Origin of the sequence: Actinomadura rifamycini DSM 43936, assembly GCF_000425065.1 — a bacterium.
Lineage (GTDB): Bacteria > Actinomycetota > Actinomycetes > Streptosporangiales > Streptosporangiaceae > Spirillospora > Spirillospora rifamycini.
Genome location: NZ_KE384300.1, coordinates 1 through 24,443, shown reverse-complemented (window position 1 = coordinate 24,443; position 24,443 = coordinate 1). Strand labels below are relative to the sequence as shown.

The window sequence follows — 24,443 nt, the reverse complement described above, 5'->3', positions numbered from 1 at the left end:
CGTCAGCTGCCGAACCCGGCGCCGACGCGGTCGAGCGCGCGCAGCCACGGTCCGCGGCGCCCGTCCCGCCGGTCGGCCCGCGCCAGCGCCCGCCGCGTCAGCGCGATCGCCCCGTACCGCAGCGGCTCCGGCGGGAACGGGACGGGCGCGTCCCGGACCATCGCCAGCCGCGTGCGCTCCGTCTCCTCGCCGGGGCGGAGCCCGACGCTCAGCAGGTCGAGCATGACGTCCGCGCCGAACCGGGTCGCGCCGACGCCCAGGCCGGTGTAGCCCGCCGCGTACGCGAGCCGGTCGTCGTGCGCGGTGCCGAAGAACGCGCAGAACCGGGTGCAGGTGTCGACCACCCCGCCCCACGCGTGCGCGAACCGGACGCCGTCCAGCTGCGGGAACGTGTCGAAGAAGTTCCGCGCGAGCGCCGCGAACGCGGCGGGGCGGCGCTCCAGGCGGGCGCCGATCCGGCCGCCGAAGTGGTACACCGCGTCGTAGCCGCCCCACACGATCCGGCCGTCCGCCGTCAGCCGGGCGTAGTGGTAGCGGTTGCCGCTGTCGACCACGCCCTGCCGGCGCCGCCACCCCACGGCGTCCCGCTGCGCCCGCGACAGCGGCTCGGTGACCAGCGCGTACTCGTACACGGGGACGACGAGGCCGCGCATCCGCCGCAGCAGCGGCGGGAACGCGCCCGTCGCCAGCGCCACCCGGTGCGCCCCGACCGCCCCGTGCGCGCCGTCCAGCCGCAGCCGCCCGCCGTCCCGGCGCAGCCCCGTCACGCGGGTGCCCTCGTAGATCCGCACGCCCAGCGAGCGGCACGCGTCCGCCAGGCCCCACGCCAGCTTCGCCGGATGCACCAGCGCGACCGCGTGCCGGTCCCACAGCCCGGCGAGGTACGCCGGTGAGCCCACCTCGGCGCGGACGCCGTCGCGGCCCAGCAGCATCGGCTCCCAGCCGAGGTCGAAGGCGTGCTCCGCCTCCTCCTCCAGCAGCGGCACCTGCCACTCCCGCGTCGCGACCGTCAGCTGCCCGGTCGCGTCCCACTCCGCGTCGACGCCGTACCGGGTGAGCGTCGCCGCGATGGCCTGGAGGTTCTCCCAGCCGAGCCGCTCCAGCGCCTCCATGTCGTCCGGCCACCGCCCGACCCCGTTGAGGAGGCCGTGCGTGAGGCTGGCCGAGCAGAACCCGCCGTTGCGGCCGGACGCCGCCGAACCGATCCGGCCCGCCTCCAGGACGACGACGTCCAGCGACGGGTCGCGCTCCTTGGCCCGCAGGGCCGTCCACAGCCCGCCGTAGCCGCCGCCGACGACCGCCAGGTCGCACGTCCGGCGGCCCGTCAGCACCGGCCCCGGGTCGGGCCGCGCCGCACCCGCCGTCCAGAACGGGACGGGCTCCGCCTCCGCCAGCGCCCTCGCCGCGTCCGCCACCGCACCCATGTCCGCTCTCCTCCTCATCCGTCGCCCCGCCCCCGCCGGGACGGCCCGGCCGCGCGGCGGAACGTGCGCCGCGCCGAGGCGACCGCGACGAGCACCCCGGCGGCGAAGATCAGCGTCCCCATCACATTGACCTGCGGCGGCGTCCCCGTCCGCGTCGACCCGTACACCCACAGCGGGAACGTCACGGTCGCACCGCCGGTGAAGCTCGCGACCACGAAGTCGTCCACGGACAGGACGAACGCCAGCAGCGCGCCCGCCGCCACCCCCGGCCGGATCATCGGCAGCGTGACCAGCCGGAACCGCGTCCACGGCCCGGCGCCCAGGTCCCGCGCGGCCTCCCCCACCGCCGGGTCGAGCCCGACCGCCCGGGCCCGGACCGTCACCGTCACGAACGCCAGCGAGAACATCACGTGCCCGGCCAGGATCGTCAGATGGCCGCGCGGCACCCCGAACGTGACGAACATCGACAGCAGCGACGCGCCCATCACGATCTCCGGGCAGGCGATCGCCGCGAACAGCAGCAGGTCCGCCGCCCGCCGCCCCCGGAACCGGCGCCGCGCGAGCGCCAGCCCCGCGCACGTCCCGGCGACCGTCGTCACGGCCGTGCTCGCCAGCGCGATCGCCAGCGAGTCGACCAGCGACCGGGTGAGGTCGCTCCGGTCGAACAGGTGCGCGTACCACTTGAGCGTGAAGCCCTCCCAGCGGACGTTCTGCTTGCCCTGGACGTCGTTGAACCCGAACAGGACCATCACCGCGATCGGCAGCACCAGCCACCCGATCAGCAGCAGCGTCCAGACGTGCAGCGCGTCGACGCGGCGCCCGGCGCGCCTCATCGGGCGGCCTCCAGGACGCCGCGCGTCCCCAGCGTCCGCGCGTACACGAAGATCGCGACGAGCAGGATCGCCGTCAGCGTGAACGACAGCGCGGACGCCACCGGGTACGCGCCGGTCTCGAAGTACTCGGCCCGGATCACGTTGCCGATCATGGTGTCGCCGGGCCCGCCCAGCACCTCGGCGTTCACGAAGTCGGCCGACGCCGGGACGAACGTCATGATCGCCCCCGCGAACACGCCGGGCAGCGACAGCGGCAGCACCACCCGCCCGAACGCCTGCGCGCGCCCCGCGTACAGGTCGCGCGCGGCCTCGACCGTCCGGGGGTCGATCCGCGCCAGCGCCGCGTAGACCGGCAGGACCATGAACGGCAGAAAGTTGTAGGCGAGCCCCGCCACCACGGCGAACCCCGTGTCGAGCACGTGGAAGCCCTCCGGAAGCAGCCCGCGGCCGCGCAACGGCCCCAGGACCGGGCCGTTGTCGGACAGCACGTGCCGCCACGCCACCGTGCGCAGGACGAACGAGACGAAGTACGGCGACAGCATCAGCAGCAGGTACGTGGTCTTCCAGCGGCCCGCGCGGAAGGCGATCCAGTAAGCCGCCGGGTAGCCGACCACGGCGCACACCGCCGTCGCCAGGAACCCGTACCACAGCGAACGGGCGAACGTTCCGCCGTACGTGGACAGACCTTCGGCGTAGTTCTGCCAGTGCAGCGTCTGCCGGAACCCGTCGACGAGATTCCCCGTCTGCAAGGACAGCGACACCATGAACGACAGCGGGATCACGAAGAAGGCCAGCAGCCACAGCCCCGCGGGCAGGACCATCAGGTAGGGCGCGAAACGTCCGCGGCCCATCAAGCGCCCCTGACGACGGCCTGGAACGTCTTCTGGTACACGTCGGCCTCATCCTGGGAGAGCCGCCGGTAATGCCGCAGCCGCGCCATGTCGCCGTCGGACGGGAACACCAGCGGGCTCTCGCTCAACCTGGTGAGGTCCTCCTTCTCCTCCCCGCTCGCTTCGGCCGCGTGCCGCGCCACGATCTCCCGCACCTCCGGCACCGGCGTGATGTAGTTGACGAACTCCGTCAGCGGCGCGTTGTTCTCGGGCGCGTACAGCCAGTCCATGAGGGCGAGCGCGTCGACCGGGTTCTCGGCGGTCACGGGCACGCACAGGTTGTCCGTCCAGATCGTCCCGCCCTCTTCGGGCACGACGAACCGCACGTCCGGGCTCGTCAGGCTGTAGACGTCCCCGGACCACGCCATGGTCAGCCACACGTCGCCCTTGCTGACCGCGTCCACATAGTTCTGCTCGTAGTACTTGCGGACGATCCCCGCGTCCCGCTGCTCCCGCAGCGTCCCGGCCGCCCGCTCCCAGTCGGCCCGCGTCGACTTCTCCGGATCGATCCCCAGGTGCAGCATCCCGAAGTTGCCCAGTTCCTGGGTGTCGCTCATCATCCCGACCCGGCCCTTGTAGCGGGCGTCGAACAGCTGCGCGATGCTCGTGATCTCCTCGTCCACGTACTTCGTGTTGTACGCGATCCCCGTGATCCCCGCCTGGTACGGGACGGTGAACTCGTTGCCCGGATCGTAGGAAGGGTCCTTGAAGCCCGGCCCCGCGTGCGCCGCGAAGTTCTTCAGCCGCCCGTGGTCGAGCGGCGCCAGGTAACCCAGCCGCCGGCACCGTTCCAAATGGATCCCGTTCGTCATCACCATCAGGTCGAACCCGATCGACTGCCCGGCCGCCAGCGGAGCCTGGATTTTGCCGAACCACGGGCCCATCTCCTGGATGACCTCCCGGTAGGTCACCTCGATGCCCGCATCCGCCTCGAACGCCTCGACCGTCGCGCGGTCGTCCTGCATGTACCCCGGCCAGTTCGCCCAGCGGAGCCGCCCGTTCCGCGACTTCCCCGACCAGAACTCGTCCCCCTCCACCGGCTTCCCGCGCCCCTCGACGCCGCACCCGGCCAGCACCAGCCCCGCCCCCGCCAGCCGCAGGACGTCCCGGCGCCTCACCGCGCACCGCCCATCGCCCCGTCGCCGATCACGTACGAGTGCCGCGGCTCCCACGACAGCCACACCCCGTCGCCCCGACCGGCCGCGGGGACCGGGTCGGCGTTCTGCACGAGCACCGACACGTCCGCCCCCGCCGTCGTCCGCACCCCGTACCTCGTCGACGCCCCCTGGTACACGACGTCCGTGACCGTCCCGCGGACCCTGCACCGCCCCGGCGGCTCGTCCACCGCCAGCCGCACCTTCTCCGGGCGCACCGCCACCTCGAGCCGCGTCCCGACCGCCGCGCCCGGCACCTCGATCCGCCCGTCCGTCCCGTGCCCGAGCACCGCGACGCCCCCCGACGCCTCCACGACCTCGCCGTCCAGCACGTTCGACGTCCCGATGAACCCGGCCGCGAACCGGGTCGCGGGCCGCTCGTACACCTCCCGCGGCGTCCCCACCTGCTCGACGCGCCCCTCGTTCACGACCGCCATCCGGTCCGACATCGCCAGCGCCTCCCCCTGGTCGTGCGTCACGTACACGAACGTCACGCCGACGTCCCGCTGCAACCGCTTCAACTCGTCCTGCATCGCCTGCCGCAACCGCAGGTCGAGCGCCCCCAGCGGCTCGTCCAGCAGCAGCGCCCGGGGCCGGTTCACCAGCGCCCGCGCCAGCGCCACCCGCTGCTGCTGCCCGCCGGACAGCTCCGCGGGCCGCCGCCGCTCCCGCCCCGCCAGATCGACCATCTCGAGCATCTCCCCCACCCGCGCGCGGACCTCCGCCCGCCCCACGCCCCGCCGCCGCAGCCCGAACGCCACGTTGTCGAAGACGCTCATGTGCGGGAACAGCGCGTACGACTGGAACACCATGTTGACGTCGCGCCGCTCCGCCGGGATCCCGTTGACGCCGCGCCCGTCCAGCCGGACCTCGCCCGCCGACGGCTCCTCGAACCCGGCGACCATCCGCAGCAGCGTCGTCTTCCCGCACCCCGACGGACCGAGCAGCGAGAAGAACTCCCCCGGCGCCACGGCCAGGTCCACGCCCCGCACCGCGGCCGTCCGCCCGTAGGACTTCTCCACCCCGGCGAGCTCGATGGCCGGAACCACGATCAACCTCCTTCGGACGAACAATTCGCTTCGGGCGATTCTCGTCCCTATTGGGGATGTCCGGACAACGCCCCCGGGCGTACGTTGAGGTGCCGAAGAGGAAGGAGGCGTCCATGCAGCCGCCGGTTCACCCCGACCTTCCCGGCGCCCACGACGACCACATCCACCTCCGCACGTCCGCGGAAGCGCATCTCGCGATCCGCAAGGCCGCGGCCCTCATCGGCTGGACGGTCCCCCAGTACGTCCTCTCGGCCGCGCTCGACCGCGCCGAACGCGACCTCTACGCGCACGCGTCCGCCCACGACTCCCCGGACCTCCCCGAAGCCCCGAGCGGCCCCTCCCCCGACCCGTACATGGCCATAGCCCAGGCCCTAGGCTGACCCCCGCCGCCACAATCGCCCCTCGCCTGCCACCCCGCCACACCGGGCCCCACCGCCCCACGCCGCCGCCTCCCACACCGACCCAGCAGACCCAAGCCAGGCCGAACAACCACCACCCCCCGCCACCCACACCACCACTGACGCCGCCGAACACATCGCCCGAGAAGCCCTCGCCATCTCGGGCCAAGGGAGCACCAACCTCCCCTGCCGCCCCGCACCGCCGACCGACGCCGCCACTCCACACCACCGACTGACGCCGCCGGACATAACGCCCGAGAAGCGTCTCCGGGGCGCGGCGCCGTCGACGACCCCGCGTCGGGCCGGAAACGGCCGGTCAGGCGAATCGTGACGCCAAGCCGTACTCCAGCAGGTCGTACGGCGGCCTCGGCGCGCGACGGCCTCGGGGTGGACGCCGTCGGCGCTCGACGGCGGGTCCGCGGCGGAACCGGGATCGTCGGGCCGAACCGCTCGTTCCCGACGTACATCCGCGACGTCCTGCCCGCGCGAGACGAGGTCGGCGCCACGCAGGTGCCGCTGGAGGAACGCCTCGCCCAGCGGATCGCGGGCTGCGGGCTCGCCCGGATGGAGGCACGCGGCGAGGGCTGCGACGAGCGGACGCGCGCGCAGGTGCGGCGTCCCCAGAACGTCGGGACGGCGGTCGCCGCAACGTATCCCGAGGTCGTTTCATCCGGACTCGTCCTGGACCTCCTCACCGATTCCCGCCGCCTCGCCCCCACCGCCAACAGCGTCCTCGAACCCGCAGAGCAGACCGCTGTGCTCCGCCCCCGCCGCCCCCGGGGACCCAGGTCGGCCCACGGCCCGCGGCTGACCTCACGCTCATCGACGAGGCCGCCCACCGGGCGGAACGACGCCGCGGGCTGGCCCATGCTCCTGCACCACCTCGACGAGCCCGACGGCCGGATCGTGGAGCTCGACCACGGACCGCGTCCCCGCCCAGGTCATCGCCTACACGGCCGCCTGCTCCCACGGATCGCGCCCCGCCCGCAGACCCGCCGCTGCACCCCCGACCGGCTCCCTTCCGGCAGAATGCCACCCATGGCTGACTCCGGCGGCGCCTGCGTCTTCTGCGAGATCGTGAAGGGAGAACGCCCCGCCCACATCGTCCTCGACACCCCGGAAGCGATGGCGTTCCTCGATGCCCGTCCGCTGTTCAAGGGCCACACCTTGCTGGTCCCCCGCACGCACCGCGAGACCCTGACCGACCTTCCCCCCGAGGAACTCGGCCCCTTCTTCGCCCACGCGCAACGACTCGCCGCCGCGATGGAGTCGGCCCTCGACGCCGCCGGCTCTTTCGTGGCCATGAACAACCGGATCAGCCAGAGCGTCCCCCATCTGCACGTCCACGTCGTCCCCCGCAACCGCAAGGACGGCCTCCGCGGATTCTTCTGGCCCCGCCACAAATACGACTCCGACACCGAAGCCGCCGCCTACGCCTCCCGCCTGACAACCGCCCTCACCTGACCCCCGCCACACCCCGCCCCAGCCCCGGCGAGCCTGAGCAGGAGCGTCGTGCTTCGGAGCAACCAAGCCCTAAGCAGTCCCAAAGCAGACGCAGGGCGAAACCAAACCGAGGCACCGGACGATTCTGAACGCAAACAGACCCGGCGCAGGACGCGAACGGAACAATCGCCCGGAAGAGCCCCGCAGACGCACAGCAGCAGGAAAACGGCGAGGCCAGACGTCCAGTTACGGAGCCGGTCACCCAACCGCGAGGCAAACCACGCAACCACGAGGCCAGTCACCCAACTCCCAGGGCCAGTCACCCAACTCCCGGGGGCGGTCGCCCAACCGCGAAGCCGGTCATCCAATCGGAAAGCCGATCGTCCAGCCGCGAGAGTTGACCACCAACCCGCGAAGCCACCCGCACAGCCGCGAGGCGAGTCACCCGAGCGCGAGAGCCGGTCACCCAGCCGGAAGCCGTGCACGCCACTGCCAAGCCGCTCGCCAGCGGGACGGGGCGCGAGCGCCGGGCAAGGTGGCCGGGCAAGGTGGGCGGGCAAGGTGGGGCTGGCGTACTGGTACGACCAGCACCCGGCCACCCGGCGGACTTGGCGAACTCGGCGGGCCCGGCACCGGATTAGGACAGGCGTGCGCCCGTCCCATCCCGGTCCGTCACGGCGTGCGGCCCACCCCCGCCGAGGCCAGTCCGTGCGGGAGGCCGTCACCATTCGGACGGGCTGACAGGGACGGGCGCGTCGGCGCTGCTGGGACTCGCTGCGATCGCCGCCCCCCGCCCTGTTCCACGTCACATGCACCGCCCTCGTGTTCGGCCCGTCCTGCGGTTCGGCGTCCGCGCCGGTTGGCGTCCACGCCACGCACGTGGGCGGCGGGCGCGCGGGTCGCCGTCCCGCTGGTGGGGCTGGGCGTCGGTGTGCTGCTCGGTCCTGCCGTCTTCGCCAGGGTTGGCGAACGGGCGGTCGGGGCGTCTCCCCTTGCGAGGGCGGAGGAAGGGCGTTCGGCTTCGCTAGGGTGCGGGTGTGCTCTTCGAAAATGTGGCCTTCCGGTACCGGAGACGGGGTCCGTGGGTTCTCAAGGGCGTCGACCTCACCTTGGAGCCCGGGCGCATCATCGAGGTCACGGGGCGCAACGGAGCGGGGAAGTCGACCTTTCTCCGACTGGTCGCCGGTTTGCGACGGCCGGGGAAAGGCGCCGTCCGGGAACGGCCCGACCGGGTGGGGTACGCGCCCGAGCGGTTCCCGGTCGACCAGCCGTTCACCGTTCGGTCTTATCTGACGCACATGGCCTCCATTCGGGGTTGCCGGGCGGACTCGGTCGGCGAGTGGGCGGATCGGCTCGGTTTCGAGCAGCTGCTGGATGTGCGGTTGCCGGAGCTGTCCAAGGGCAGCGCGCAGAAGGTCGGGATCGCGCAGGCCCTCCTGGACGATCCCGAACTCCTCGTGCTGGACGAGCCGTTCGCCGGACTGGACGCCGCCACGCGCGACGCGCTCCCCGGACTGATCGGCGACCTCGCCGCCGGCGGGACCACCGTCGTGGTCAGTGACCACCAGCGGTGCATCGAGCCGCTGCCCGACGTCGAGCGGCTGCGCGTGGCCGACGGCACGGTCACCGCCTTGGACGTGACCGCACCCGCGTCCGCGATCCTCGAGGTCGTCGTCCCCGAGGAGGAAATCGACACCGTGGAGGCGAAGTTGCTCGCGGACGGCTACCGGGTGCGGAGGCCCGCGCGATGATCGCGATCGCCCGCTTCCAGGCGGCGGCCTACATCCGGTCGCTGCGCGTGCTGCATCCGCTGATCCTCGTCGTCCTCGTAGTGGCCCTGGTGCTGGCGCAGGGGCCGAGCGGGCCCGAGGCGGACGCTCTTGCGGTGGGCACGTTCGGCGACGTGGCGGCGTTCATGTTCCCGGTGTGGGCGTGGGCGGCGCGCGCCCTGCTGGACACGCAGCCGGACGAGCAGCGCGCCCTGACGGCGTCCGCGGCGAGGCACCGGTGGGCGCCCGTCTGGGCGGGGCTGCTCGCCGCCTACGGCATGAATCTGTGCCTGGGGATCGTGACATTGGCGATTCCTCTCGTTCAGGCGGTGTCGTCGGGGTCGCCGGGGCCCGCGGTGACCGCGGGGCTGGCGCTGAACGCGCTCGTGGCGGCCGCGGGCACGCTGCTCGGCGCATGGACGAGCCGGGCCGTCCTCCCTTCTCCCGGGGTCGCGTTGCTGGCACTGCTCGGCGGCGCGAGCGCGTTGGTGCTGTTCGGCCTCGGGCCGCTGTCGCCCATCTCGGTGCCGGTGATCGACTGGCTGCGGGCGGTCCACGACGGGCCGGACGCCTTCGTCGCGGACTTCCCTGGCATCGCCCTGCATCTGGTGCTGTGGACGGCCCTGGTCGGTGCCGCCTACGTCGCCACGGACCGGTTCCGCTCCTGACGCCCGGCCGTCAGGCGGCTTGGACGGTCAGCCATGCGTCCTCCAACGGGTGTTCGCGGCGGCCGCAGAAGTAGACGCGGCCGGGATCGCCCCAGTACCAGCCGAGGCGCGGGTCCGAGTCGAGCTGCAGGAGGAGGTGCCATTCCTCGGCGGCACGCGCCTCCTCCGGCGTGAGGGCCGGAGATCTCGGGGTGTCCAGTGCGCGGCCGGTGGAGGCGTACAGGCAGTCGGGCCCGATCGGGCGCTGCACCAGCGCCGGCCAGCCGCCGAGCTGGTGGGCCGGCAGCCCGCGGGGGCGGATGTGCCGGGACCACACGGCGTGCAGTTGCTCGTAGACGGCGAGCAGGCCCGGATAGCGCAGCTCCAGGCGGCGGACGGCTGGTTCCTGCGGGGACGGGAGGGACAGGAACGGCGCGGCGTGCAGACGCGTGCGGGGGAAGGCGACCGCGCCGGGCGGCGGGGAGGCGCGTTCGACGGCGCCGGTGAACACGCGCCACCCGTCGCGCTGGGCGGACTCGTCGCCCCAGGGCCGCGGGACCTCGCTGGCGTAGTAGAAGGCGGCGGTCCCCGCGGCGGGAACACCGGGGATCTCGCCTGGCGAGGGAAGGCCGGCGAAGTCGATGGCGCCGAGGAAGTCCAGGGGGCGGCCGTGCCATGTCGGCCACGGCTCGCCGGGCGGGAGGAGCGGGACGCCGCCGAAGTCCACGGGGGTGCCGCCCTCCGCGGCGAGCCGGAGGGCGGGGCGGGTCAGGGGGAGCACGGCGGCGAGCATCTCGGGGCTGACGAAGCGCTCGAACAGGTGACGCAGCCGCCTCCGCTGCGCGGTGAGATCGTCCATGCACATAGCGTTGCGTGCCGCGGACGGCCTCACCACCCCGCCGCAAAACTGTGGATAACTTCGTCAGCGGCGTTCGAGGGCGTCGGCGAGCCGGGCGAGGAAGTCGTCGACCTCCTGCACGTCGTAGCCGGGCCCGAGGCGGATCGTCCGGAAGATGCAAGCGCGGACGTCGGCGGGCGTCACCGGCGGGGCGGCGCCGCGCAGGCCCGCGATGACACGCTCCAGGAACGCGTCGACGTCCCGGACGTCATAGCCCAGGCGCATGCGGACCGCGGGGAACCGCGCGTTCTCGATCCAGGAGACCAGCCAGCCCGGATGGACGCGCGGACGCCCCGCCCGCTCGCGGATCGGCCCGGCGGCCTGCAGCTCGCGGATGCACTCGCTGACCAGTTCGTCCACCGTGCGGGGGTCGTAGCCGCGCAGGACGATGTCGAAGCGGCGGGCGCGGACGTCGTCGGCGGTCAGCGGCGGGCCGCCGTTCAGCGCCCCGCGGATCTCCTCGAGCAGGGCGTCCACCTGGGCCCGGTCGTAGCCGCGCAGGACGATCGGCGGCCGCGTTCCCTTCTTCCCCCGCACACGTGCTCCTCAGCAGCTCCCCGCGTCCGCGGGGTGCGGGGAGCACACCGCGGGCGCTCAGTCCCTGGTCGAGGCGGCCAGCTGCCCGCAGGCCCCGTCGATCTCCCTGCCCCGAGTGTCGCGCACCGTGACCGGGACCCCGTGGTGCTCCAGCCGCCGGACGAACTCCCGTTCGTCCTCGGGCCGGGAGGCGGTCCACTTGGATCCCGGCGTCGGGTTCAACGGGATCAGATTGACGTGTGCGAGGTGCCCGCGCAAGAGCCTGCCGAGAAGATCTGCGCGCCACGCCTGGTCGTTGACGTCCTTGATCAGGGCGTATTCGATGGAGACGCGGCGGCCGCTGCGGTCGGCGTACGCCCACGCGGCGTCCAGCACCTCGGCGACCTTCCAGCGGTTGTTGACCGGGACGAGGTCGTCGCGCAGTTCGTCGTCGGGCGCGTGCAGGGACACGGCGAGCCGCACCGACATGTCCTCCGCGGCCAGCTTCTCGATGGCGGGGACGAGCCCGACGGTCGAGACGGTCACCGACCGCTGCGAGATGCCCAGCCCGGCGGGCGCCGGGTCGGTGATGCGGCGGACCGCCCCGATCACGGACTTGTAGTTCGCGAGGGGCTCACCCATGCCCATGAACACGATGTTGGAGACGCGTCCGGGTCCGCCTGGGACGCGCCCGCGGGCGAGTGCGCGTGCGCCCGCGGCGACCTGCTCGACGATCTCGGCCGTGGACAGGTTCCGGGTGAGCCCGGCCTGGCCGGTGGCGCAAAACGGGCAGTTCATGCCGCACCCGGCTTGGGACGACACGCACATGGTGGCCCTGTCCGGGTAACGCATCAGCACGGACTCGAACAGGACGCCGTCGAACGCCTTCCACACCGTCTTGAGCGTCTTGCCGCCGTCGCAGTCCATCTCGCGGACGGGCGTGATCAGCGACGGCAGCAGTGCGGACACGAGCCGGTCGCGGGCCGCGGCCGGCAGGTCGGTCATCTCCGCGGGGTCGTCGACCAGCCGGGCGAAGTAGTGCCGCGACAGCTGGTCGGCCCGGAAGGGCTTCTCCCCCAGCTCGGCGACCGCCTCCCGGCGCTCCGCCGGGGCGAGGTCGGCGAGGTGCCGCGGCGGCTTGCCGCGCCGCGGGGCGGCGAAGACCAGCTTCGCCGGGGTCTTCTTGGGCGCGGACCCGTTCGGCTGCGCGGCGGTCCCGGTGGCGGGCTCGGTGGTGGCAGACATGGTCCTTCCAGTGTCGCAAACCCACGCGGGTGCCTCGTCCGTCCGACCGGCCCGAACCCGGACGGACCAGGCGACTGCGCATGATCTCCCGGGCCACTAAGGTCTCGACCATGTCGGTTCTGCGCAGGGGCGCCGCCGCGGCCCGGCGCCGGGGCACGACCGTCGTCCACGCCGAGTCCGGCCCGTACGGCAGCCGCCGCCTCGTCGTCGAGAGCGACGGAACCGTCACCGCCGCCTATCTGAAGGACGCCGGGGAGTCGGTCGTCGGGGCCGTCTGGGTCGCCAACCACCGCGCCGCCCCCGCCGGTCTGGACCGGGCCCGCCTGGACGCGGGCGCCGCGCCGCTCCTCCCCCGGTCGCACGTCCGCCACCCGGACGGACGGGACGCGCTCGACGCGGGCGCGCTGGAGACCGTCTGGTTCGAGGAGGGCGACGGCGTGGCCGTCCTCGAAGCGGGAGAGCCGCTGTTCGTGATCCCCGGATGGTCCGATATCGGGCGCGGCATCCCCGGTTACGCCCGGGACGCCGCCGAACAGAGCCCGTTCGCGTTCCCCCTCGCAGAGGAGATCGACCACTTCGGACCACGCTTGGACCGCGCGCGCGTCCACTGGAAGGCTGCGCGCGCCGAAGGGGCCTGGGCGGAGTACCAGCAAGCCGTCCTCGGGCACCTTCTGCAACGGCTCGGCCCCGGCGGGCACTACTGGCACGACATCGGACGACGCTCAGGCGGCGGAGGCGGCACATTGCCGACCGTCGGGGTGACCGAGCGCCCGCCACAGGACGATCGGGAGTTCACCGTGTTGAGCACGGTGGGGATGAGTCGGCAACGGATGCCGACGATCGAACTGTACGAGGAGGACGTGTCCCCTCACGCCCGGATCGAACTCGCCTTGGCCGCCACCCTGCCCGCACGGTCGGCGGGCAGCATTTTCCCCTGGCTCGCGCCGTGTCCGTGGCGGACGGTGACCTGGTTCGCGCCCGGCGACGTCGTCAAGTGGCCTCACGACGATCGCCCTTTCCCCTTGGGCGCCCAGGGATCCGGTTGGGAAGCCGTCCTGCTCCTGGAGGACCCCGCGCGTCTGGAGGGCCCCGCCCCTCCCGTGCTGGCGGGCTTGACCGTCCAGGACGATCCCGTCCGGTGGCTGTGGCTCGTCCCGATCAGCGCCGAGGATCACCGTTTCGCCAGGGCGGAGGGTTCGGAGGCGCTCGTGCGGCGGCTGGCCCGCGAGGGACGCACGTGGGTGGTGTCGTAGCCCCGCCCGCGCACGCGCCCGGCGGCCGGGGCGCCGATCACGAGGTGGGGACGAACAGCTCCAGCAGCAGCCAGACCACGGGGGCGGTCGCCACGAGGGAGTCGAGGCGGTCCATCACGCCGCCGTGACCGGGCAGGAGGGTCCCCATGTCCTTGATGCCGAGGTCGCGCTTGACCATCGACTCGATGAGGTCGCCGACCGTCGCGGTGACCACGACGGCGAGGCCGATGACGACGCCGTGCCAGACCCGTCCGCCGTCCAGCAGCCACCACACCAGCCACCCGCCGACGACCATGCAGGTCAGGGCGGAGCCGCTGAAGCCCTCCCAGGTCTTCTTCGGGCTGATGGTCGGCGCCATCTTGTGCTTGCCGAGGAACGACCCGGCGAAATATCCGCCGATGTCGCTGGCCACGGTCGTCGCGATGAAGATCACGATGCGGTGGTCGCCGTCGTCCGGGGCCATCAGCAGCGCCACGATACCGCCCATGAGGACGAGCCAGCCGCTGGTCAGCGCCCCCGCGGACACGTCCCGGACGTAGCCGTCCGACCCTTCCGTCATCCGTGTGACGAGCAGGGCGAGAACCGTCAGGGACACCGCGGCGACCACGGCGGTGGAGCCCCAGATGTAAGCGACGACGGGGGTCGCCACCATCCCCGTGGCGACCGGGATGAACGGCACCCGGATGTCGCGGCTCTTGAGCGCCTCGGTCAGTTCGCGCATGCCGAGGAACAGGAAGAGCACCATGACGCCAAGGAAGATCTCCTTGACGGTGTACAGCGACACCAGGACGAGTGCGCCGAGGCCGGCGCCCACGCCGATCGCCATGGGGAGGTTGCGCCCGGCTTTGCCCGCGCGCGGCTTATCCGGGGAGCCCGTGGGCTCCCCGGCGTCGTCGAGTTCCATCACACTTCGAGCAGTTCGGCCTTCTTGTGCTCGAGCAACTCGTCGATCTGCGCCGTGTACCGGTGCGTGGTGTCGTCGAGTTCCTTCTCCGCACGGCGGACCTCGTCCTCGCCGGCGTCGCCGTCCTTGGCGAGCTTGTCGAGGGCGTCCTTGGCGCGCCGCCGGATGTTGCGGATGGAGATCTTGCTGTCCTCGGCCTTACCGCCCGCGACCTTGATGAACTCCTTGCGGCGCTCCTCCGACAGCTCGGGGAAGACGACGCGGATGACGTTGCCGTCGTTGGTGGGGTTCACGCCGAGGTCGCTCTCCCGGATGGCCTTCTCCACCGCCTGCATGGACGACTTGTCGAAGACCTGCACGATGACCAGCCGCGGTTCGGGCAGCGTGAAGGACGCGAGCTGGTTGATCGGCGTCGGGGTGCCGTAGTACTCCGCGGTGATCTTGCTGAACATCGCGGGGGTGACCCGGCCGGTGCGGATGGCCTGGAAGTCCTCCTTGGCGACCGCGACCGCCTTCTCCATCTTCTCCTCGGCTTCGAGGAGGGTCTCGTCGATCACTGTGACTCCCGTGTCATCTGGTCGGCCGTGTACCTGGTGCTGTCCCCGCGGCCTCTCCGCGCGGGAACCGTGCGCGTGCACGGCTCCCGCGAGGCGCGGTCGCGGCGCGGTCAGCCCTGTGCCGGGCTGACCAGCGTGCCGATCTTCTCACCCCGGACGGCCCGGACGATGTTGCCCTGCCCCAACAGGTCGAAGACCACGATGGGGAGCGCGTTGTCCATGCAGAGGCTGATGGCCGTGGCGTCCATGACCTTCAGTCCCCGCTGTAGAACTTCACCGTAATCCAAATGGTCGAACTTGACCGCCTCTGGATTCTTGCGGGGGTCGGCGTCGTAGACGCCGTCCACCTGGGTCGCCTTGAGCACGGCCTCCGCACCGATCTCCAGCGCGCGCTGGGCGGCGGTGGTGTCGGTGGAGAAGAACGGCTGGCCGAGCCCGGCGCCGAAGATGACGACGCGGCCCTTCTCCAGGTGCCGGATGGCGCGCCGCGGAATGTACGGCTCGGCCACCTGGCTCATGGTGATGGCGGTCTGGACGCGGGTGTCGATGCCGAGCTTCTCCAGGAAGTCCTGGAGCGCGAGGCAGTTGATGACCGTGCCGATCATGCCCATGTAGTCGGCGCGGCCGCGGTCCATGCCGCGCTCGGCCATGACCGCGCCGCGGAACATGTTGCCGCCGCCGCACACGACCGCGACTTCGACGCCGTCGCGCACCGCCTCGGCGATGCCCTCGGCGACGTGCTGCACGATCTGCGGGTCGATGCCGAGCGGGTCGCGTCCGGCGAACGCCTCCCCGGACAGCTTCAGCAGCACCCGTCTCCAGCCGGCGCCCGGCGCGTGCCGAGCGGACGACGAGGCCGCCGTCGCGCTAGTGGTCGTCTTGTCCGGCACGTCGGCGGCCTCCTCGTTGCGTCCGTCTTCTAGCCTGATCCCCAGTTCCAGGGTGCCCTCAGACCTGCCCGACCTTGAACCGGGCGAACCGGACGACCTTGACACCGGCCTCGTCCAGCACCTTCGCGATCGTCTTCTTGCCGTCCTTGACGAACGCCTGCTCCAGCAGGACGAAGTCGCGGAAGTAGGCGTTGACCCGGCCCTCGACGATCTTCGGGATGGCCTGCTCGGGCTTGCCCTCGTCGCGGGTGAGCTGCTCGGCGAGCGCCCGCTCCTTCTCGATCGCCTCGGCGGGGATCTCGTCGCGGTTCAGGTACTTGGGCGCCATCGCCGCGATCTGCTGGGCGACGTCCTTGGCGACCTCGGCGTTCTCGGCGTCCAGCTCGACCAGCACGCCGGTGGTCGGCGGCAGCTGCGGGTCGGACTTGTGCAGGTAGCTGGCCACGTAGGCGCCCTGGAAGTGGGCGAAGCGGCGCAGCTCGAGCTTCTCGCCGATCTTGGCGCTGTTCTCCTCGATCAGGGCCTGGACGGTCTTGCCCGGCTCGATCTCGGCGGTCAGCAGCGCGGCCACGTCGGCGGCGCCGGCGGTCGCGACGAACCGGACGAGACGGTCGGCCAGCTCGATGAACTGCGCGTTCTTCGCGACGAAGTCCGTCTCGCAGTTCAGCTCGAGCATCGCGCCGTTGCCGGAGTCGGCAAAGTACTCGGCGACGAGGCCGTTGGCCGCGGTGCGCTCGGCGCGCTTGCCGACGTCCTTGGCGCCCTTGAGGCGCAGCAGCTCGGTGGCCTTCTCGAAGTCGCCGTCCGCCTCGGTCAGGGCGTTCTTGACGGCCATCATTCCGGCGCCGGTCAGGTCACGGAGCCGCTTGACGTCAGCGGCGGTGAAGTTCGCCATCGCTCTCTTCGCTTCTCTCGTCGTTGGTCGTGGACCCGCGACGATCCCGGCGGCCCGTCACGGGCCGCCGGGATCGCGGGATCAAGCCTGCTCGGCCTCGGCGCTCGCCTGCTCCGGCTGGGCGGGAGCCTCGGCGGCCGCGCCCTCGGAAGCCGCGGGGGCCTCGGCGGCCTCGGCGGCGGGGGCGGCGTCGGCGGCCGGGGCGGCCTCGGCGGACTGCTTCTCCAGCAGCTGGCGCTCCCACTCGGGCAGCGGCTCGGCGGCGGACGCGGCGCCCTCGGCGGGCTTCTCGTCACCGCCGGCACCGGCGCCGGCGCGGGCGATCAGGCCGTCGGCGACGGCGTCGGCGACCACGCGGGTCAGCAGGCTGACGCTGCGGATCGCGTCGTCGTTGCCCGGAACCGGGTAGTCGACCTCGTCGGGGTCGCAGTTGGTGTCCAGGATCGCGACGACCGGGATGCCGAGCTTCTTGGCCTCGTTGACCGCGATGTGCTCCTTCTTGGTGTCCACGATCCAGATGGCGCTCGGAACCTTCGCCATGTCGCGGATACCGCCGAGGGTGCGCTCCAGCTTGTCCTTCTCGCGGCGCAGGCCGAGAAGCTCCTTCTTCGTCATGCCGGAGCCGGCCACGTCGTCGTAGTTGATCTCCTCCAGCTCCTTGAGCCGGGTGAGCCGCTTGTGGACGGTGGAGAAGTTGGTGAGCATGCCGCCCAGCCAGCGCTGGTTGACGAAGGGCATGCCGACCCGGGTGGCCTGCTCGGCGATGGCCTCCTGGGCCTGCTTCTTGGTACCGACGAACAGGATCGTGCCGCCGTGGGCGACCGTGGCCTTGACGAACTCGTAGGCGCGGTCGATGTAGGACAGCGACTGCTGCAGGTCGATGATGTAGATGCCGTTGCGCTCCGTGAGGATGAAGCGCTTCATCTTCGGGTTCCACCGGCGGGTCTGGTGGCCGAAGTGGACGCCGCTCTCCAGGAGCTGCCGCATGGTGACGACGGGTGCCATGGCCCGTGCTCTCCTTCTCTGGCCCTGGCGGGCCGCATTTGGTTGTCTGCCTGCGCCCGGGCGCCGTCCCACCGTCGCCGGCGGCGACGGACCGAGGGGCGGCACCCCACCAGGTCGGTGGCATGCGGACGCGTGAAATCAGCCGCCGGGTGCTCCCTGGCGGCTGTGGCCCGGTCTCCCGGGCCGCGGCCCCTCCGCTCACAGGTAGCGGCTTCTCGCCCGTCCGACCGCGTGGTCGAAAGGGTGACGGCCTGGCCTCGGCCGGTGTCCTTTTGGAGCACCATCACAGATTATCAGGGCCCGGAGGGCTCCGGGAATCAATGAAGTCGGAGGTTATCCACAGGCCGCGGAAGCGGCAACGACCGGCGCGCTCCCCCGGCACGCTTCGGGCATGACCTTGTTCACACTGCTCCTCACCTGCGCGATCACGGCCGGGGCGCCGAGCCCCGATGTCTGGAGGTGGCCGCTGGGCCCGCCCGCACCCCAAGTCCTGCGCGGCTTCTCGCCTCCGGCGTCCCCCTGGGGCGCGGGCCACCGCGGGGTCGATCTCGCCGCCCGTCCGGGGGATCCGGTGCGCGCCGCCGGGCCCGGACGGGTGTCCTTCGCCGACCGGCTCGCCGGACGCGGCGTCGTCGCGATCACGCACGGGCGGCTCAGCACCACGTACCTGCCCGTCCGCCCGAGCGTCCCCGTCGGGCGCCGCGTCACGCCCGGCACCGTGATCGGCAGAGTCGAGGCGGGCGGCTCGCACTGCGCCTCCACCTGCCTGCACTGGGGCTTGCGCGACGGGCGCGTGTACCTGAACCCGGTCGACCTCGTGCGCCGCGAGATCAGGCTGCTCCCGCACTGGTCCCCGCCGCCCGCTCCCCGCGAACGCGCCGAGCCCGCACCCGCCGAGCCGCGCATGGGGCTTCGGGACGCCACGACGGCCACGGGCGGCGCGCTGACCGGCATGGTCCTGGCGTACGTCCTGGCGTTCCTCTGGCGCCGCACCCGCCCGCGTCCGCGCGCCCGCCTCCGTGCCGGCGGCTTCCGCGCCGGCCGTCTTCGCGCCGGTCGTCTCCGGCCGCCCCCTCCGCCGCCGGGCGTCATCGACCTGTCGAAGGAGCGACGCCTGCGCCGGACCCCGTAGCCCTGGATCGGCGGACGCTAGTCGTCCAAGCCCCCGCGCGGGTGGGCTTGACGGTGCACCCGCTTGAGCCTCTCGGACGAGACGTGCGTGTAGAGCTGGGTCGTCTGCAGCGAGGCATGGCCGAGGATTTCCTGGACGCTCCGCAGATCGGCTCCGCCCTCCAGGAGGTGCGACGCCGCGCTGTGCCGCAGTCCGTGCGGCGCCATGTCGGGCATCCCGCCCACCTCGGCGATGCGCGCGTGGACCATCCGCCGCGCACTCGTCGGATGCAGGCGACGCCCGCGCGCGCCCAGGAACAGTGCGGGCCCGCTGCCCTCGTCCGCCAGCGCGGGACGCCCGGCGCGGAGCCAGTCCTGGACGGCGCGGGCGGCGGGTTCGCCCATCGGCACCGTCCGCTCGCGTCCCCCCTTACCCAGCACGCGGATCGTCCGGTGCCCCGTGTCAAGGTCGTCGACGTCCAGGCCGCAGAGTTCGCTGATGCGCACGCCCGTCGCGTACAGGACCTCCAGGACGGCGCGGTCCCGCAGGCCCAGCGGGCCGTCGGCGTCCATCTCGTCCAGCAGCCGCCCGGCGTCGCCCCGGGTCAGCACGGCGGGCAGGCTCCGGCGCCGTTGGGGGGTGCCCAGGAGCAGCCCCGGATCGCTCTCCAGGACGCCAATGCGGTGCAGGTGGCCCGTGAACGCACGGGCGGCCGCCGTCCGGCGGGCGAGCGTGGCCCGCGAACGGCCCATCGCGTGCTGCCGTGCCAGCCAGGCCCGCAGCAGCCCGACGTCCAGGTCCGCGGGCCGCGTCGCTCCGGTCTCGGCCGCATGGGCGCAGAGGTCCCGCAGGTCCCCGAGGTACGCGCGGAGCGTGTGCGGCGAGACGTCGCGCTCCGCGCGCAGGCGGCGTCCGAACTCCGCGACGGCCGCCTCGAGCTCGCCGCCCGCGTCGACCGCGTCGTCTTCCGCATGTCCGCCCGTCCCGCGCCCGCCCGTGTCGTCCACAGCCGCCACCGTGCGACGCCGTCCCCGAGGAAGCAAGCACCCCACGCCGGGTTTCGACCGTCCGACCCGCAATGTCCCGCCGAGTTATCCACAGGGTGCCGTTCCGGTTACAGCCGGTGTCCGCATCGGGGAGCGTCGAGATCGGAGGTGAGGTCCGTGAAACAGCACATCGACTTGGGGCGCCGCGGCGAGGACGCCGCCGCCGGATACCTGGCCGGCATCGGCTGGACGATCCTCGAACGCAACTGGCGGTGCTCCGAGGGGGAGATCGACATCGTCGCCCACGACGGCCGGGTCCCGGTCGTCTGCGAGGTGAAGACGCGGAGGTCCACCCGGTTCGGCGACCCGCTGGAGGCGATCACCGAGACGAAGGCCGCCCGGTTGCGCCGGCTGGCCTGGCGATGGGCCGCCGCGCACGGCGCCCGCGGCACGGCCGTCCGGGTGGACGTGCTCGGCCTCGTCGCCGACGGCGACGGCTTCGCCATCGATCACCTGCGGGAGGTGTGCTAGATGACGCTCGCCAAGACCCGCTCGGTGTCGCTGGTCGGCGTGGAGGGCTTCCTGGTGGACGTCGAGGCCGCCATCACCAGCGGCGTGCCCGGCCTCCACCTGGTCGGCCTGCCCGACACCGTGCTCAGCGAGGCGCGCGACCGCGTCCGCGCGGCGATCTTCAACTCGGACGAGGACTGGCCCAACCGCCACGTGACGGTCTCCCTGTTCCCCGCGAGCATGCCGAAGAGAGGCTCCAACTTCGATCTTGCAATAGCCGTGGCGTTGCTCGCCGCGGCCGAGGTGGTCCCGGCCCGCTCGTGCGGGGGGCTGGTGATGATCGGCGAACTGGGGCTCGACGGCCGGATCCGCGCCGTGCAGGGCGTCCTGCCCGCCGTGCTCGCCGCGTCCCAGAGCGGCTGCCGCACGGTGGTCGTCCCGCACGCCAACGCGGCCGAGGCCCGGCTGGTCCCGGACGTGGAAGTGGTCTCCGCGCGAACCTTGCGCGGCCTCCTGTGCCTGCTGCGCGACGAGCCGCCGCCGGTCGAGGAGGCCGAGGACGAGCCGGTGCTCGGCGGCCGCCTCGCCGTCGGCCGGAAGGAGATCTCCCCGGACGTCGATCTCGCCGACGTCCGGGGGCAGGCCGACGCGCGCCGCGCCCTGGAGATCAGCGCCGCCGGAGGGCACCACCTCTACTTCTCGGGGCCGCCGGGCTGCGGGAAGACCATGCTTGCTGAACGGCTGCCGACGCTGCTGCCGCCCCTGGAGCCCGACTCGGCGCTGGAGGTGACCACCATCCACTCCGTGGCGGGCACGCTTCCGCCGGGCCAGCCGCTGATCACCCAGCCGCCGTTCTACGCTCCGCACCACACCGCCAGCCGCGTCGCGATGGTCGGCGGCGGCTCCGGCCGGACGCTCCAACCGGGCGCCGTCTCCCTCGCGCACCGGGGCATCCTCTTCCTGGACGAGGCGCCAGAATTCCAGCACGGCACTCTGGACGCGCTCCGCCAGCCCCTCGAAGAGGGCCAGGTCCGGATCTGCAGAGCCGAGGGGACGGCGACGTTCCCGGCGCGCTTCACGCTCGTCCTGGCGGCCAACCCGTGCCCGTGCGCGGCGGCCAAGCAGATCGACTGCTCCTGCGCCCCGGGGATCCGTCGCAAGTACGGGACCCGCATCTCCGGCCCCCTGCTGGACCGGGTCGACCTGAAACTCGAACTGACGCCCGCCAGCCGCGCCGAACTCCGGTACGACCTGGAGTTCGCCGAGACGAGCGGGGTCGTCGCCGAACGGGTCCTCGACGCCCGGGAACGCTCGCTCAAGCGGCTCTCCGGCACCCCGTGGCGCTCCAACTCCGAGATCCCCGGGCCGGAGCTGCGCCGCCGCTTCGTCCCGTCCGGCGAGGCGATGCGGAGCGCGGACGACGCGCTGCAACGCGGGACGCTCAGCGCCCGGGGCCTCGACCGGATCCTGCGGGTCGCCTGGACGATCGCCGACCTCGCGGGGCACGACGAACCCGAGGCCGACGACATCGGCGGCGCGCTCGGCCTGTGGTCGGCGGGGCGCCCGTGAACGCCGAACGCGCCGCCCGCGCCGCACTGACCGCCGTCGCCGAACCCGGCGACGCCCTCCTCAACCGGATCATCGACCGCGTCGGCCCCGAACGGACGCTGGAGTCGGTCCGCACCGGCCGTCCGCCCGACGACGTGAGCGTCACCGAGAAGGAGGCCGCGCGCCTCGAGCACTGGCGGATCCGCCTGGTCGCCGCCGCCCCCGAACAGGACCTCGCCGTGTGCGCCGAACTCGGCGGACGCCTGATCTGCCCGGGAGACCCCGAATGGCCCACCACCCTGGACGACCTCGGCGGCGAACGCCCCTACGCGCTGTGGCTGCGCGGCCCCGCCGACCTGCGAAGAAGCTGCCTGCACTCGGTCGCGATCGTCGGATCCCGCGCCGCGTCCCCGTACGGGCTGCACGTCGCCGCGGAACTGGCGGCGGAACTGGCCGACTCCGGCTGGACGGTGGTCTCCGGCGGGGCCCTCGGGATCGACGCCGCCGCCCACCGCGGCTCGCTGGCGGCGCAGGGCCCCACCGTCGCGGTCCTGGCGAACGGCTTCGACGTCCCCTACCCCGCGTCGAACGAGGGGCTGTTCGCCGAGATGGCCCGCCGCACCGTCCTGGTCAGCGAGTCGCCGCCCGGCACCCATCCGCACCGGCTCCGGTTCCTCGTCCGGAACCGGGTGATCGCCGCGCTGTCACGCGGCACGGTGATCGTCGAAGCCGAGGCCCGCAGCGGCGCCCTGAACACCGCTTCCTGGGCCCGCAGGCTCAACCGCGTCGTCATGGCCGTCCCCGGCCAGGTCACCTCGCGGACCTCGGTCGGTGTTCACCGGCTGCTCCGCGAGGAGGGCACACTCCTGGTCACCCGCCACGAGGAGGTCGTCGAAGCCGTCGGCCGCATCGGCGAGGACCTGGCCCCGGCCCCGCGCACACCGGTCCTCCCCCGCGACCGCCTGGACCCCGTGACCCGCTCCGTCCTGGAGGCGTTCCCCGCCCGCGGCCACGCGGGCCCGGCCCAGCTGGCGGCGAAGGCCGGTGTCCCCCTGCCGACGGTCAACGCCAAGCTCGGCCTGCTCGCCGCCGGCGGCTTCGTCGAACGCGCCTCCGCCGGCTGGCGCCTGACCCCGACCGCCAAAACCCCGCCCCCACCACCCACCCCGTAAGCCACAACACCAACCGACCAATGCACCACCGCGCCGCCCCACCCCACGCGGCGCGCAAGCAGGACAGGTGCCGCCGCAATCCAGGTGGGCGCGTCCGCAGGCGTGGTCGTCGAGAGACCTCCGCACAGACCGCTGACGGCTGCGTCGGGCACCGCGAACGGGCAATACAGGCGAGCGGCGCGCATGAGCAACAACCAGGCGCTCGCCACTGGACCGACCGGCACGAAAGGACGGGAGCACAACGTCGGACGGACGGCGCGCACGTACAGCGTGGGCAGGCGGGCCACGCGAGCTGACGGCGCGGACGGGCACGAACGGATGGCGCGCGTGGCACGCATGGCTGTCCGCGCCGTTCTCCCGCGCGCGCCGCTCGGTTCAGCAGTGAGCCCTCCACTCGCCGCCCACCCCGCTCGTCGGCCGCCCCGTGTCGCCGCCCGCGCCGTCCGGCCGGCCCTGCTGCCCGTACCGCACGCTCACACCGTCCTCCCGCCTGCTCACACTGCTCGGTCCAGTGGCGAGCCCGCTCGTTACCCGTCCGCGCCGCCCGCTCGTGCTGCCCGCCCGCTCGTGCTGCCCGCAGTGCCCGATCGGCCGGCGGGGCCCTGCTTGTCGGCCGTCCCGCTCGCCGCTCGCCCCGCTTCGTTGCCCGCCTCGTGCTGTCCGTCCTGCCCGTACCGCACGCTCGCGCCGTCTGTCCGCGCCACCCGCGACGCCACGCCACCCCGCGCCCTGCATGTCACGCGCGGCACCCGCTCGTACCCGTCCGCGCCGTCCACTCAGGTGGCCCGCCTACCCATGCTGGCCATGCCGCACGTTCACACCGTTCGTCCGCGCTACTCGCGCCTCTCGCGCCATCGATGCCACGTGCCATCCACGCGTGGGCCGATGGCACAAGCGAACGGGCGGCGCGGGTGAACGCGGACATGCGGTGCCCGGACGACGGCACGGCCAGCACAAACGGGCCAAGGACGCGGACATGCGGCCCAGGGCGGGCAACGAGCGGGGCCGGCGACGTCTGGGGCTCACAACTGGACCGCTGGCGCGGGCAGCACAAGCGGAAGGGAGGCCCCGCGGGCGGCATGACGGGCGAGCGCCGGACAGGCCACGCGGGCAGGCGGGGCACGCCGTGCGGGCCGGGCGAGGCGCGCGGCGCGCGGCGGGCGCGGGGCCGCGCGGCGCGGCGCGGGGCGGGGGGCGCGGCACGGGGCGGCGGGCGCGGCACGGGCCGGGCGGCGAGCGGGGGCCGGGCGGGGGGCGGGGCTTGTGGCTGGGGCGGGCGGCCTGGGCGGCACGAGTTGGTGGGAGGACGAGGCGCGGCGTGGGGAGCGGCGCGCGGCGCGCGGCGG

Annotated in this window: 23 protein-coding genes; 9 read left to right on the top strand and 14 right to left on the bottom strand. The window is 73.1% G+C overall.

The features are described 5' to 3' along the window. Nucleotides 1-2 precede the first annotated feature (2 nt). Genes H505_RS0133485 through H505_RS0133465 form a run of 5 tightly spaced genes read right to left on the bottom strand, consistent with a single transcriptional unit; the run spans nucleotide 3 to nucleotide 5,350 of the window. Complete coding sequence (locus H505_RS0133485; protein WP_026405422.1) at nucleotides 3-1,424, bottom strand: NAD(P)/FAD-dependent oxidoreductase; 1,422 nt, start codon at nucleotides 1,422-1,424, stop codon at nucleotides 3-5. Between the two features lie 14 nt (nucleotides 1,425-1,438). Beyond that, nucleotides 1,439-2,257, bottom strand: coding sequence for an ABC transporter permease (locus H505_RS46110; RefSeq protein ID WP_034521227.1), 819 nt, complete (start codon nucleotides 2,255-2,257; stop codon nucleotides 1,439-1,441). Next, nucleotides 2,254-3,108: an ABC transporter permease gene (locus H505_RS0133475; RefSeq protein ID WP_026405421.1), complete on the bottom strand. Its 855-nt coding sequence runs from the start codon at nucleotides 3,106-3,108 to the stop codon at nucleotides 2,254-2,256. Before H505_RS0133475 ends, H505_RS46110 begins: the two co-directional genes overlap by 4 nt. Then, nucleotides 3,108-4,265, bottom strand: coding sequence for an ABC transporter substrate-binding protein (locus tag H505_RS0133470; protein WP_026405420.1), 1,158 nt, complete (start codon nucleotides 4,263-4,265; stop codon nucleotides 3,108-3,110). The genes H505_RS0133475 and H505_RS0133470 overlap by 1 nt, the downstream gene beginning before the upstream one ends. Beyond that, complete coding sequence (locus tag H505_RS0133465; protein WP_245592699.1) at nucleotides 4,262-5,350, bottom strand: ABC transporter ATP-binding protein; 1,089 nt, start codon at nucleotides 5,348-5,350, stop codon at nucleotides 4,262-4,264. The genes H505_RS0133470 and H505_RS0133465 overlap by 4 nt, the downstream gene beginning before the upstream one ends. A gap of 113 nt (nucleotides 5,351-5,463) precedes the next feature. Here H505_RS0133465 and H505_RS46105 point away from each other — a divergent pair, with 113 nt between their 5' ends. The 4 genes from H505_RS46105 to H505_RS48325 all read left to right on the top strand — a co-directional run bounded on the left by H505_RS46105 (nucleotide 5,464) and on the right by H505_RS48325 (nucleotide 9,628). Next, nucleotides 5,464-5,730, top strand: a complete 267-nt coding sequence (locus H505_RS46105; protein WP_051301466.1) for a type II toxin -antitoxin system TacA 1-like antitoxin — start codon at nucleotides 5,464-5,466, stop codon at nucleotides 5,728-5,730. A 1,056-nt stretch (nucleotides 5,731-6,786) separates the two neighbouring features. Further along, nucleotides 6,787-7,212: an HIT family protein gene (locus tag H505_RS0133455; RefSeq protein WP_026405418.1), complete on the top strand. Its 426-nt coding sequence runs from the start codon at nucleotides 6,787-6,789 to the stop codon at nucleotides 7,210-7,212. Nucleotides 7,213-8,228: 1,016 nt separating this feature from the next. Then, nucleotides 8,229-8,942: an ATP-binding cassette domain-containing protein gene (locus H505_RS46100; RefSeq protein ID WP_034521221.1), complete on the top strand. Its 714-nt coding sequence runs from the start codon at nucleotides 8,229-8,231 to the stop codon at nucleotides 8,940-8,942. Further along, complete coding sequence (locus tag H505_RS48325; protein ID WP_051301465.1) at nucleotides 8,939-9,628, top strand: hypothetical protein; 690 nt, start codon at nucleotides 8,939-8,941, stop codon at nucleotides 9,626-9,628. Before H505_RS46100 ends, H505_RS48325 begins: the two co-directional genes overlap by 4 nt. Nucleotides 9,629-9,638: 10 nt before the next feature. On the opposite strand, the gene H505_RS0133440 is transcribed toward H505_RS48325, so the two are convergent. The 3 genes from H505_RS0133440 to rlmN form a co-directional block, all read right to left on the bottom strand. Continuing rightward, entirely contained in the window at nucleotides 9,639-10,466 is an 828-nt protein-coding gene (locus H505_RS0133440) for a DUF1963 domain-containing protein (RefSeq protein WP_169528899.1), read from the bottom strand. 63 nt (nucleotides 10,467-10,529) lie between these two features. Continuing rightward, nucleotides 10,530-11,042, bottom strand: a complete 513-nt coding sequence (locus tag H505_RS0133435) for a DivIVA domain-containing protein (RefSeq protein ID WP_026405416.1) — start codon at nucleotides 11,040-11,042, stop codon at nucleotides 10,530-10,532. A 57-nt stretch (nucleotides 11,043-11,099) separates the two neighbouring features. Continuing rightward, nucleotides 11,100-12,266, bottom strand: coding sequence for a dual-specificity RNA methyltransferase RlmN (gene rlmN / locus H505_RS0133430; RefSeq protein ID WP_084551122.1), 1,167 nt, complete (start codon nucleotides 12,264-12,266; stop codon nucleotides 11,100-11,102). Between the two features lie 110 nt (nucleotides 12,267-12,376). On the opposite strand from rlmN, the gene H505_RS0133425 reads away from it, so the two are divergent. Continuing rightward, nucleotides 12,377-13,519 carry a suppressor of fused domain protein gene (locus H505_RS0133425; RefSeq protein WP_051301553.1) on the top strand — a complete coding sequence of 381 codons (1,143 nt, stop codon included), beginning with the start codon at nucleotides 12,377-12,379 and terminating at the stop codon, nucleotides 13,517-13,519. A gap of 37 nt (nucleotides 13,520-13,556) precedes the next feature. Here the strand turns inward: H505_RS0133425 and H505_RS0133420 are convergent, their stop codons facing one another. The 5 genes from H505_RS0133420 to rpsB form a co-directional block, all read right to left on the bottom strand. Beyond that, nucleotides 13,557-14,423: a phosphatidate cytidylyltransferase gene (locus H505_RS0133420; protein WP_026405413.1), complete on the bottom strand. Its 867-nt coding sequence runs from the start codon at nucleotides 14,421-14,423 to the stop codon at nucleotides 13,557-13,559. Beyond that, entirely contained in the window at nucleotides 14,423-14,980 is a 558-nt protein-coding gene (gene frr, locus H505_RS0133415) for a ribosome recycling factor (RefSeq protein WP_026405412.1), read from the bottom strand. The genes H505_RS0133420 and frr overlap by 1 nt, the downstream gene beginning before the upstream one ends. 110 nt (nucleotides 14,981-15,090) lie before the next feature. After that, nucleotides 15,091-15,870 carry a UMP kinase gene (gene pyrH, locus H505_RS0133410; protein ID WP_026405411.1) on the bottom strand — a complete coding sequence of 260 codons (780 nt, stop codon included), beginning with the start codon at nucleotides 15,868-15,870 and terminating at the stop codon, nucleotides 15,091-15,093. 58 nt (nucleotides 15,871-15,928) lie between these two features. Continuing rightward, the gene (tsf, locus tag H505_RS0133405; protein ID WP_026405410.1) at nucleotides 15,929-16,765 is read right to left on the bottom strand and encodes a translation elongation factor Ts; all 837 of its coding nucleotides are present in this window, start codon (nucleotides 16,763-16,765) and stop codon (nucleotides 15,929-15,931) included. A gap of 81 nt (nucleotides 16,766-16,846) precedes the next feature. Further along, the gene (rpsB, locus tag H505_RS0133400; RefSeq protein WP_026405409.1) at nucleotides 16,847-17,770 is read right to left on the bottom strand and encodes a 30S ribosomal protein S2; all 924 of its coding nucleotides are present in this window, start codon (nucleotides 17,768-17,770) and stop codon (nucleotides 16,847-16,849) included. 391 nt (nucleotides 17,771-18,161) lie between these two features. Between rpsB and H505_RS48610 the strand changes: the two genes are divergently transcribed. After that, nucleotides 18,162-18,902 (top strand): murein hydrolase activator EnvC family protein, encoded by a 741-nt coding sequence (locus tag H505_RS48610; protein WP_084551120.1) that lies wholly within the window; start codon nucleotides 18,162-18,164, stop codon nucleotides 18,900-18,902. 17 nt (nucleotides 18,903-18,919) lie between these two features. Here H505_RS48610 and H505_RS0133390 read toward each other — a convergent pair whose 3' ends face one another. Beyond that, nucleotides 18,920-19,888 (bottom strand): tyrosine recombinase XerC, encoded by a 969-nt coding sequence (locus tag H505_RS0133390; RefSeq protein ID WP_084551118.1) that lies wholly within the window; start codon nucleotides 19,886-19,888, stop codon nucleotides 18,920-18,922. Between the two features lie 156 nt (nucleotides 19,889-20,044). On the opposite strand from H505_RS0133390, the gene H505_RS0133385 reads away from it, so the two are divergent. Genes H505_RS0133385 through dprA form a run of 3 tightly spaced genes read left to right on the top strand, consistent with a single transcriptional unit; the run spans nucleotide 20,045 to nucleotide 23,097 of the window. After that, nucleotides 20,045-20,398 (top strand): YraN family protein, encoded by a 354-nt coding sequence (locus tag H505_RS0133385; protein ID WP_199748115.1) that lies wholly within the window; start codon nucleotides 20,045-20,047, stop codon nucleotides 20,396-20,398. Continuing rightward, entirely contained in the window at nucleotides 20,399-21,946 is a 1,548-nt protein-coding gene (locus H505_RS0133380; protein WP_026405406.1) for a YifB family Mg chelatase-like AAA ATPase, read from the top strand. Further along, nucleotides 21,943-23,097 (top strand): DNA-processing protein DprA, encoded by a 1,155-nt coding sequence (gene dprA, locus H505_RS0133375; protein WP_026405405.1) that lies wholly within the window; start codon nucleotides 21,943-21,945, stop codon nucleotides 23,095-23,097. Before H505_RS0133380 ends, dprA begins: the two co-directional genes overlap by 4 nt. Nucleotides 23,098-24,443 lie beyond the last annotated feature (1,346 nt).

Coding starts and splice junctions, on each gene's coding strand:
- H505_RS0133485 (WP_026405422.1), bottom strand. CDS start 1,424: ATGGGTGCGGTGGCGGACGCGGCGAGGGCGCTGGCGGAGGCGGAGCCC.
- H505_RS46110 (WP_034521227.1), bottom strand. CDS start 2,257: ATGAGGCGCGCCGGGCGCCGCGTCGACGCGCTGCACGTCTGGACGCTG.
- H505_RS0133475 (WP_026405421.1), bottom strand. CDS start 3,108: ATGGGCCGCGGACGTTTCGCGCCCTACCTGATGGTCCTGCCCGCGGGG.
- H505_RS46105 (WP_051301466.1), top strand. CDS start 5,464: ATGCAGCCGCCGGTTCACCCCGACCTTCCCGGCGCCCACGACGACCAC.
- H505_RS0133455 (WP_026405418.1), top strand. CDS start 6,787: ATGGCTGACTCCGGCGGCGCCTGCGTCTTCTGCGAGATCGTGAAGGGA.
- H505_RS48325 (WP_051301465.1), top strand. CDS start 8,939: ATGATCGCGATCGCCCGCTTCCAGGCGGCGGCCTACATCCGGTCGCTG.
- H505_RS0133440 (WP_169528899.1), bottom strand. CDS start 10,466: ATGGACGATCTCACCGCGCAGCGGAGGCGGCTGCGTCACCTGTTCGAG.
- rlmN (WP_084551122.1), bottom strand. CDS start 12,266: ATGTCTGCCACCACCGAGCCCGCCACCGGGACCGCCGCGCAGCCGAAC.
- H505_RS0133425 (WP_051301553.1), top strand. CDS start 12,377: ATGTCGGTTCTGCGCAGGGGCGCCGCCGCGGCCCGGCGCCGGGGCACG.
- H505_RS0133420 (WP_026405413.1), bottom strand. CDS start 14,423: ATGGAACTCGACGACGCCGGGGAGCCCACGGGCTCCCCGGATAAGCCG.
- tsf (WP_026405410.1), bottom strand. CDS start 16,765: ATGGCGAACTTCACCGCCGCTGACGTCAAGCGGCTCCGTGACCTGACC.
- rpsB (WP_026405409.1), bottom strand. CDS start 17,770: ATGGCACCCGTCGTCACCATGCGGCAGCTCCTGGAGAGCGGCGTCCAC.
- H505_RS48610 (WP_084551120.1), top strand. CDS start 18,162: ATGACCTTGTTCACACTGCTCCTCACCTGCGCGATCACGGCCGGGGCG.
- H505_RS0133380 (WP_026405406.1), top strand. CDS start 20,399: ATGACGCTCGCCAAGACCCGCTCGGTGTCGCTGGTCGGCGTGGAGGGC.